The following is an 8,043-nucleotide window of genomic DNA, read 5'->3' on the forward strand; positions in this document are numbered from 1 at the left end:
CGCACCGAGCACTTGATCATCGAGCTGCCGTCCCCGGTGGTCGCAGAGATCAACACGGTGCCGTGGTCCGCGGGGCCGGTTCCCGACCAGGACCGGCCCACATTGGTCTTCGTCACCATGTCGCCGTCCTCGTCGAGGAACGTGATGGTCTCGATCTGGGCGTCCGAGGTCACGGAGTACTCGACGACCGAGACGTTGACGTTGACGTTGGAGCCCGAGTCCTCGACTTGGGAGTTGGATTCCTTCGCTTTGGAGCTGGAGTGCTGGTTTCGCTGCGCCTCGCAGCTCGACTGGGCCCCGGCCAGGGCCACGACCGCGACGACAGCGGCGATCGTTGTCATGATGCGGGATCGACTGCGGACCACTTCGTGCGCCATCACACACTCCCCAAGATGGTGGTGAGTAAGGAACTGCCCGTTCTGACGGCCGCACATGGCGGCGTTCTCATGCACCGCTCTTCACAAGGTTGGTGGCGCGGGCGTGAGGCTGTCAAGGCACAGCGGTTGGGGGAACCCTTGGTGCAGAGGCGAAAGCGCGCTCAGCGCGTGTCGTCGAGCTCGGAGTACTTCCACACCCGCTCGAGGACATAGTGGCCGTCGCCCCGCGGATCGAGCAGCGCGGGCCGCGCCTCGTTGATCATCACCGTGGGGCGCATGCGGACGTTGACCAGCGTGGTCCCGCGGAACGTCAGGTCGAGGACCACGCCCTCCTGCGTCTCCTGCCACCACCCCTGCCCGAAGTAGTGGTTGCCCGGGCTGACGAGCACGACACTCGCGTCGTCTCCGCGCTCCCGGAGCAGGAGCGGGCCGGCCACGTGGGTCCCGGATCCGATGACGTGGTCGCAGCCGGCCTGGTCGAACCAGCCGACCTGCTGCTCCTGTGTCGGCCAGAGGTCGTTGTGGTACTCCGCGCCACCCCACCACTGCGGGTTGCAGATGACCAGGTCGGCGCCCCCCTCCCTGGCCCGGCTGACGCCCGCCTCGATGTTCTCCTGGGTGATCCACGGGACGCCGGCCGTGTCGGCGTCGGCCTTGGCCACTCCACCCACGTCGTTGAACGCGACGAACCCGACCTTGAGGCCGGCGACCTCGGCGTAGGCCGGCTCGAGCGCCTCGTCGAGGTCCATGCCGAGGCCGGTACGCGGGATCTTGTACTCGTCCATCAGCCGAAGCGTCGAGCGGATGCCGCCGACTCCCTTGTCGCTCATGTGGTTTGCGGCGAGGTAGACGACATCGAGGCCGAGCGTGTCACGCCAGTGAGGCAGGACCGCCTCCGGGACGCTGAAGACCAGCGTCCGGCCGAGCTGCGGCTCCCAGTTCTCGTCCGCGATGACCGGGCACTCGTGGTCAGCGATGGCCACATCGGAGCGCTTGGTCACCTGGGCAAAGGCGCCGTCGTCGCCGGTGTCGCGCGGCTGCACGGCTCGGTAGGGCTCCCGGTTCGGTGGGTCGACAACGGCCTTCCCGGCGTACTCGGCCGTGCCCCCGCCGAAGACCCAGTCCCAGCCGCTGTCCCGAGCCACGGCCTGGGTTGCGCCTCCGCGGTCGGCGCACAGGCTTCCGAGGTTGGTCATCGTCCAGATCTCCGACGTGTCGTATGCCGTCCAGCTCGGTTCCAGCCCGGCGCCGGGTTGCGCTGTGGCGAGGACGGGATAGTCCATCGCCCGGGCCTTCGCGTCGCCGAACAGATCCGCGCCGAACATCCCGAAGGGTCCCTTCCCGGCTATCGAGAGCACCTTGGTCGTCGGCTCCACGAGGCCGGGCGGGAGCAGGGCGATGCGGCCCGGGCTCTTCTTCAGCTTCCCTGGGATCTCGTCGGCCTCGACACAGGCGGCATCAGATGTCAGGGCTGGTTGCGTCACCACGACTCCGCACGGGAACACCAGGTCGCCCCGTTTGGCCAGCGCGCCAAGCTCCTTGACGGTCGTGGTCGCCTTGAGGCTCGTGATGCCGGTGACGACGGCCAACGGGAAGGCCACGGGCTCTGCCTCGGTCGTCGTCGTCGCGCTGCTCGTCACCGAGGTGTTGCCCGTCGAGGGGGCGCCCGCGGTTGTCGTGGGCCCGGGGCTCCCGGCGGTGCAGGCCGCAACGAGCATCACCCCGACGGCGAGAGCCGTACCCCGGAAGATCCTCGGCGAGTTCACGGGCACAGCCTAGGTCTGCCGTGCCCAACACCGCTCGCCAACCGCCAGCGAGCCTGCTCACCGGCCAGAAGTGCGTACTTCCAAGCGCGCCGGCGAGCGTGCCTGCGCGCCTCAGACATCGGCAGGTTCGCCGCCGCCGCAACGACGGGATGAGCAGGCTGCTGACCACCCCGAGCAGCAGCAGTTTCAGAGTTCGACGCCCCTTCTCCTGAGGCGTGACACGGGATCACCCGAAGTGGATGAGGGAGTCTCGGCGCCATCGGGTTGAGGATCCAGTTGTAGCCGGGACTGTAGCGTCCGCCAGTTTGGTCAGTGTCGAGCCCGACCAGGTCGCGAGGGGAGCGGGAGACGGATGGGTTCAAGCGAGCTTGCGTTGGACGGCTCCGCGTCTCGTGGCCCGGCAACGGGACATGACGCGTCCGAGCTCTCGCTGTCAGACGCGGTGGACCGGGATCGCTTGATCGCGTCGTTCCTGGAGCTGCTGTCGATCGACAGCCCGACCGGACACGAGACCGAGATCGGTCGGCTGCTCGAGAGCAGGTTCGCTGGCCTGGGCTGCCAGACGTCGCGGGACGAGGTCGGCAACCTGGTTGCCGTCCTGCCCGGCACGCGGGCTGGCACGATCCTGATCTCGACCCACATGGACACAGCAGGCTCGGACCGCGGGATCACGCCGATCGTGGACGACGGACTCGTCCGCACCGACGGATCCACGATCCTGGGCGCGGACGACAAGTCAGGCATTGCCTGCTGCTTGGAGCTGCTTACCCTGCTTCGAGACCACCCGGCTCAGCCGAGGCCGACGATCGAGTTCGTCGTCAGCGTCGGGGAGGAGCGGGGGCTCGTCGGCTCCCGGCATCTCGACGTGTCGAGGCTGAAAGCGAGTCACGGATTCGTGCTCGACACGGCCGGCCCGATCGGCTCCATCACCTACTGGACCCCCACTTCGGTCTACCTGACGATGACGTTCAGCGGCCGCAAGGCCCACGCCGGCGTTGAGCCGGAGAAGGGCGTCAGCGCGATCCGCATGGCGGCCGAGGCCATCGCCGCGATGCCACTGGGGCGCATCGATGCGGAGACCGTCGCGAACATCGGCACCATCGCGGGTGGCGAGGCACGCAACATCGTGCCCGGGTCCGTGGTCCTCGAGGGGATGGCGCGCAGTCACGACCAGGGCAAGCTCGACGAGCAGGTGCAGGCCATGCGTGAGGCGTGCGAGGGTGCCGCCGCTCGCCTCGGCGGCCGGGTCGAGTTCACGGTGGAAGAGATCTACCGCACGTACCGGATCCCGGAGGACGCGGCCCCGTACCGGGAGGCAGCCGCTGCCATCCGCTCCGTGGGGCTGACCGTGGTCCCGCGCAAGTCGGGCGGTGGAACGGATGCGAACCTCTTCAACGCCAAGGGAATCGCGTGTGTGGCGTTGCCGACCGGGATGGTCGACGAACATGCCACGACCGAACGGATCAGCATCCACGACCTGGTGACCGCGTGCCGGGTCCTGGTCGCCATCGCCACCCAACTGCAGCACGACGGGGAATCGTCATGAACTTCAGCCGTCGGACGAGACGTTTGTCCGTCACCGTCGCGGTCGCCGCGACCTTGGTCACCGCTGGCTGTGGCGTGACCACGCAGCGCGATCTGTGCCGCCAGTACTCCGACGTCGAGACGGCGGCACAGAAGCTGCGGGAGCTGGACACGACCGCGAACTCGCCGGAGTTCGTCCAGAAGCTGTTCGCCGACTTCGGGAGCGAGGTCGACCAGTTCCAGGCCAGCGCGGACGGCAGCCTCGACATTGCCGTCAGCGGGCTTCGTGCGGCGCTGGCCGACGCTCGGGCCGACGTCGCAGCGGCGGCGAATCAGGCGGACGCCCAGGTGCAGGCGCTGCTGCAGGAGGACCTGCAGAACATTCGCACCCAGTGGGCAATCGTGCAGCAGCAGATCGACGTGGAGTGCAGCAGCAGAACGTAGACGGCAGGGTCTGGGCGGCACTGCCGCAAGGTCACTCGGAGAGGACAGCGAGATGAGTGTGAGCTTCGTACTCGAGGCCTTGGTGGTCATCGCGTGCATCGTCATGGGTACGCGCGCTGGTGGCGTCGGGGTGGGCCTCTGGGGCGGCCTCGGTGTCGGGGTGCTCGTCTTCGTGTTCCGCGAACCGCCGGGCGAGCCGCCCGGATCGGCGATGCTCATCATTCTCTCCGTCGTCACTGCCGCGGCGATGATGCAAGCAGCCGGCGGCATCGACTGGATGGTCCTGCAGGCCGCCCGGGTGATTGAACGCAGGCCGAATCAGATCACGACCATCGCGCCGCTGACGGCATTCGCCTTCTCGATCGGCTCGGGCACCGGCAACATCCTCTACCCGCTGCTCCCGGTCATCTATGACGTGTCCTACCGGAACAACATCCGACCCGCACGGCCACTGACGGTCACCGTCGTCCAGTCCGGGATGGCCTTGGCCGCATCGCCGGTTTCGGCGGCGATGGCTGCGATGCTGACGCTGACCGACGTCGCGCCGTTCAACCTCGGCCTCACCCAGATCCTGTCGATCACGTTACCCGCGTGCGTCATCGGTATCGTGGTCACCTCGCTGGTGGTGAACCGGATGTGGAAGGACCTCGACGACGACGAGGACGTCCAGGCCAGGATCGCCTCTGGGGCACTCGAAGCACCGGCCATCGTCGCGGCACGCCAGCACGCCACGACGGCGCCTGCCGCGACCGGGACCACTACTGTCCCAACCGGAACCGAGGCGGCCACGGGCGCCACGCCCGGACCGGTCAGCCCAGCGCCGGCCTCGGCCCAGCTGACGGCCACGAAGGAGGGCCGCAATGCCGCGCTCGCATTCCTCGCCGGTGTGCTGGCCATCGTCGTTCTCGGCCTCTTCCCGGACCTGCGCCCGTCGTTCGAGACCGATGGTGAGTCCGTGCCCATCGACATGACCACGACCATCTCGATCGTCATGTTCGTCGCGGCCGTGGTCATCATGATCATCGCCCGCCCGGACGTGAAGACCGTGCCGGACCAGTCCGTGTTCAAGGCCGGCATGGTCTCGGCGATCGCCCTGTTCGGCATCGCGTGGCTGACGGCCACCTTCATCAACGCCCACGAGGAGTTCATCGTGGAAACCGTCGGCAGCTGGGTCACGAATTACGTGTTCATCTTCGCGGTCGCGGTGTTCATCGTCGCCGCGCTGACGACGAGCCAGTCGACCGCCACCCGGACGATTGTGCCGATCGGCCTCGCCGCTGGGCTCGCCCCGGGCGTACTCACCGGCATGTGGGCCGGCGCCCTCGGTGGTGTGTACACCCTGCCGGCCAACGGTACCCAGATCGCCGCTGCCAACTTCGACCTGACCGGGAGCACGAAGCTCGGTACCAAGCTGCTCGACCACAGCTTCTTCGTTCCGATGCTCATCATGACGGTGACCACGGTGCTCGTCGGTGCCGTCATCGGTGCGGTCTTCTACTGACAGAGCCCGATCCGTCGGGGACAAGCCAAGCCGAAGCAAAGACGAAGAGGAATCATGGACCACCAGGACATCGCTACCAAGGCCGCCACACTCATGCCCGAGGTCCTGCGTGACCTCGAGCGACTCGTAGCCATTCCATCCGTGGCGTTCCCCGGCTACCCGGCGGAGCCGGTTCACGCCATGGCCGCGGAGACGCTCGAGCTGTTCCGCTCTGTCGGCTTCGAGAACGCCGAGCTCATGGACGTGCCCACCGGATACCCGCCCATCTACGGGGAGATCACGGGGCCGCCCGGCGCCCCCACAGTGCTGCTGTATGCCCACTACGACGTGCAGCCGGCGCCACCGGAGCAGGGTTGGTCCTCCGACCCGTGGACCCCCACCCGCAAGGACGACGGGCGGATCTACGGCCGCGGCGCGGCCGACGACAAGGGCGGCATCGCCGCGCACCTGGGCACGCTGCGCGTCTTCGACGGCAAGCCCCCGTGCACGGTCAAGCTCCTGTTGGAGGGAATGGAGGAGACCGAGAGCAACCTCGAAGCCTTCGTCGAGGCCCACCCCGACCTCGTTCAGTGCGACGTCTTCCTCGTGTGCGACATGGGCAACCTCGAGGCCGGCGAGCCCGTCCTGACGACGGCCCTGCGCGGGGATGTCGCCTGCATCGTCACGGTCAAGACCTTGGAGCACCCACTGCACTCCGGCGTCCACGGCGGACCAGCGCCGGACGCCATGATGGCGCTCGCCCGGCTCCTTGCAACCCTGCATGACGAGAACGGCGACGTCGCCATCGACGGCGTCTCCTCGGACGAGTGGACCGGTGCGGACCTCACCGAGGGTGCCTTCCGCGCCGGCGCCGACCTGCTCGACGGGGTGCAGCTGACCGGCACTGGCTCGATCGGCAGCCGGCTGTGGTCGCGGCCGTCGATCTCCGCCATCGGTCTCGACATGACGACGATCGCTGGCTCGTCGAACGTCCTCATCCCAGAGGCCCGGGCGAAGATCTCGATGCGAATCGTGCCGGGCGCCGACCCCGTCAAGGAGCTCGACGCGCTCGTGGCCCACCTTGAGTCGCACGCGCCATGGGGGGCGCAGGTCGAGGTCACGCGCACCAAGGAGGCGCCGCCGTTCCTGTGCCGCACTGATGGACCGGCGTATGCCGCCGCGCGCGCGGCGCTCAAGACGGCCTACGGCAAGGAGCCAGGGGATGCCGGAAGCGGGGGCTCGATCCCCCTGCTGCGCACCCTGGAGCAGCTCGTGCCCGGTGCGGAGTTCATCCTTGTGGGGCCCGAGGACGTCGCGAAGGCCAGGATCCATGCCTCTGACGAGAGCGTCGACCCGAGCGAGATCGAGAAGCTGATCGTCACCCAGGCCGTGTTCCTCGAGGAGTTCGCCTCGGCCGGCTGAGGGCCTGGAGCAAGGCAGCGAGGCGCGCCGGAGGACCATTTGGGTCCGGTGTCACGTGGAGCGAGCGACGGGGATCGAACCCTTCCCCACCATGTGGTTGAGCACGGGAGCAGTTCCCGCTCCCGTGCTCAGAGTGACTCTCAGTTACAGGCTGGTGTGGATGCCATCCACGCTAATTCGAGACCGCCGGCGTCTGGGGCGTCCTCGCCACCGCGGCAGCCTTGGCTGCGGAGATCACTTCGGCGGCGTCCACGTCGAGCCAGTCGCACAGCAGCAGTAGTTCGGCGAGGCTCCATGGCGTCTTGCCCTGCCACCGGAAGCTCGCGGCGTTGGGCTTCATGCCCAGCTGACGCGCCACGTCGGCCTGGACCTTTCTGTGCCGTGCCAACAGGGCCCGCACCTCGGCCGCCAGTGCCTGGTTGAAGTCGTCCTCGTCGAGATGGCCCCGCTTGGTTCTCACGTCGCCATCGTAAACGCTACGGATTCGGTAGTCGGCTCCGTTGCCAGAGGTCGAGATCCTGCCGCTCGGCGTCGGTGAGGGTACGCGCTGTCCGCATGGTGAGGACGTGCCGGATGTGCGCGGGCGTCCACACCGCGGTCCGCTCAGGCGCCATCACTGCCCAGCATCTTGAGGCACTTCCGGAAGGTGATCTCGGCGGTGGCGCCTGCGCTCAGCACGCGGCCCGGAGGCCCGCCCAACCACCAGCCCTCGAGCTGCTTCTCCGTGGCGCAGGCGGGCGTCCAGCACTTCCAGCGAATGATCCTCTCCGAGCCGACGTGCTGGTACTTGCCGACGTGCATCGCGCCGAGCTTCCTGGAGCCCCGAAAGCGGTGCTCGGTGCGAAACCGGCGCACGCTCTTGGGTGGGTGCGCCGGGTCGCTCCGGCGCCGCGTGTTCACATCTGTCATGGCTCCGAAGTTAGGTCTCCGGAGGCTGATGTGGATGGGATGTGGATGGACTTTCGGCGGCAACGCTCGTTTACGCACCGAATTGGTGGAGCGAGCGACGGGAATCGAACCCGCGTATCCA

At 67.9% G+C, this 8,043-nt stretch carries 8 protein-coding genes; 4 read left to right on the plus strand and 4 right to left on the minus strand.

Annotation, left to right across the window (positions count from 1 at the left end):
• Positions 1-341, minus strand: a 341-nt coding sequence (locus VJN29_RS01450) for a hypothetical protein (protein WP_324141674.1), incomplete at its 3' end; no start/stop codon positions are given.
• 197 nt (positions 342-538) lie between these two features.
• Positions 539-2,143, minus strand: coding sequence for a CapA family protein (locus tag VJN29_RS01455; RefSeq protein ID WP_324141676.1), 1,605 nt, complete (start codon positions 2,141-2,143; stop codon positions 539-541).
• Between the two features lie 352 nt (positions 2,144-2,495).
• Here VJN29_RS01455 and VJN29_RS01460 point away from each other — a divergent pair, with 352 nt between their 5' ends.
• From VJN29_RS01460 to VJN29_RS01475, 4 genes are all read left to right on the plus strand, one after another.
• Complete coding sequence (locus VJN29_RS01460) at positions 2,496-3,689, plus strand: M20/M25/M40 family metallo-hydrolase (RefSeq protein ID WP_324141678.1); 1,194 nt, start codon at positions 2,496-2,498, stop codon at positions 3,687-3,689.
• 74 nt (positions 3,690-3,763) lie between these two features.
• Entirely contained in the window at positions 3,764-4,111 is a 348-nt protein-coding gene (locus tag VJN29_RS01465) for a hypothetical protein (protein WP_324141680.1), read from the plus strand.
• Positions 4,112-4,163: 52 nt separating this feature from the next.
• Positions 4,164-5,612 carry an anaerobic C4-dicarboxylate transporter family protein gene (locus tag VJN29_RS01470; protein WP_324141682.1) on the plus strand — a complete coding sequence of 483 codons (1,449 nt, stop codon included), beginning with the start codon at positions 4,164-4,166 and terminating at the stop codon, positions 5,610-5,612.
• Between the two features lie 54 nt (positions 5,613-5,666).
• Positions 5,667-7,013 (plus strand): M20/M25/M40 family metallo-hydrolase, encoded by a 1,347-nt coding sequence (locus tag VJN29_RS01475; RefSeq protein ID WP_324141684.1) that lies wholly within the window; start codon positions 5,667-5,669, stop codon positions 7,011-7,013.
• 172 nt (positions 7,014-7,185) lie between these two features.
• Here VJN29_RS01475 and VJN29_RS01480 read toward each other — a convergent pair whose 3' ends face one another.
• Both VJN29_RS01480 and VJN29_RS01485 read right to left on the minus strand, forming a co-directional pair.
• The gene (locus VJN29_RS01480; protein ID WP_324141686.1) at positions 7,186-7,473 is read right to left on the minus strand and encodes a helix-turn-helix transcriptional regulator; all 288 of its coding nucleotides are present in this window, start codon (positions 7,471-7,473) and stop codon (positions 7,186-7,188) included.
• 143 nt (positions 7,474-7,616) lie between these two features.
• The coding region (locus tag VJN29_RS01485; RefSeq protein ID WP_324141688.1) for a hypothetical protein at positions 7,617-8,043 on the minus strand (427 nt) is incomplete at its 5' end.

The sequence above is a fragment of the Intrasporangium sp. genome, assembly GCF_035280925.1.
In the GTDB taxonomy this organism is placed as follows: Bacteria; Actinomycetota; Actinomycetes; order Actinomycetales; family Dermatophilaceae; genus Intrasporangium.

What these genes read in the sequence shown, in the direction of transcription:
- VJN29_RS01470 (WP_324141682.1), top strand. Translation starts at nt 4,164, where the DNA reads ATGAGTGTGAGCTTCGTACTCGAGGCCTTGGTGGTCATCGCGTGCATC.
- VJN29_RS01460 (WP_324141678.1), top strand. Translation starts at nt 2,496, where the DNA reads ATGGGTTCAAGCGAGCTTGCGTTGGACGGCTCCGCGTCTCGTGGCCCG.
- VJN29_RS01475 (WP_324141684.1), top strand. Translation starts at nt 5,667, where the DNA reads ATGGACCACCAGGACATCGCTACCAAGGCCGCCACACTCATGCCCGAG.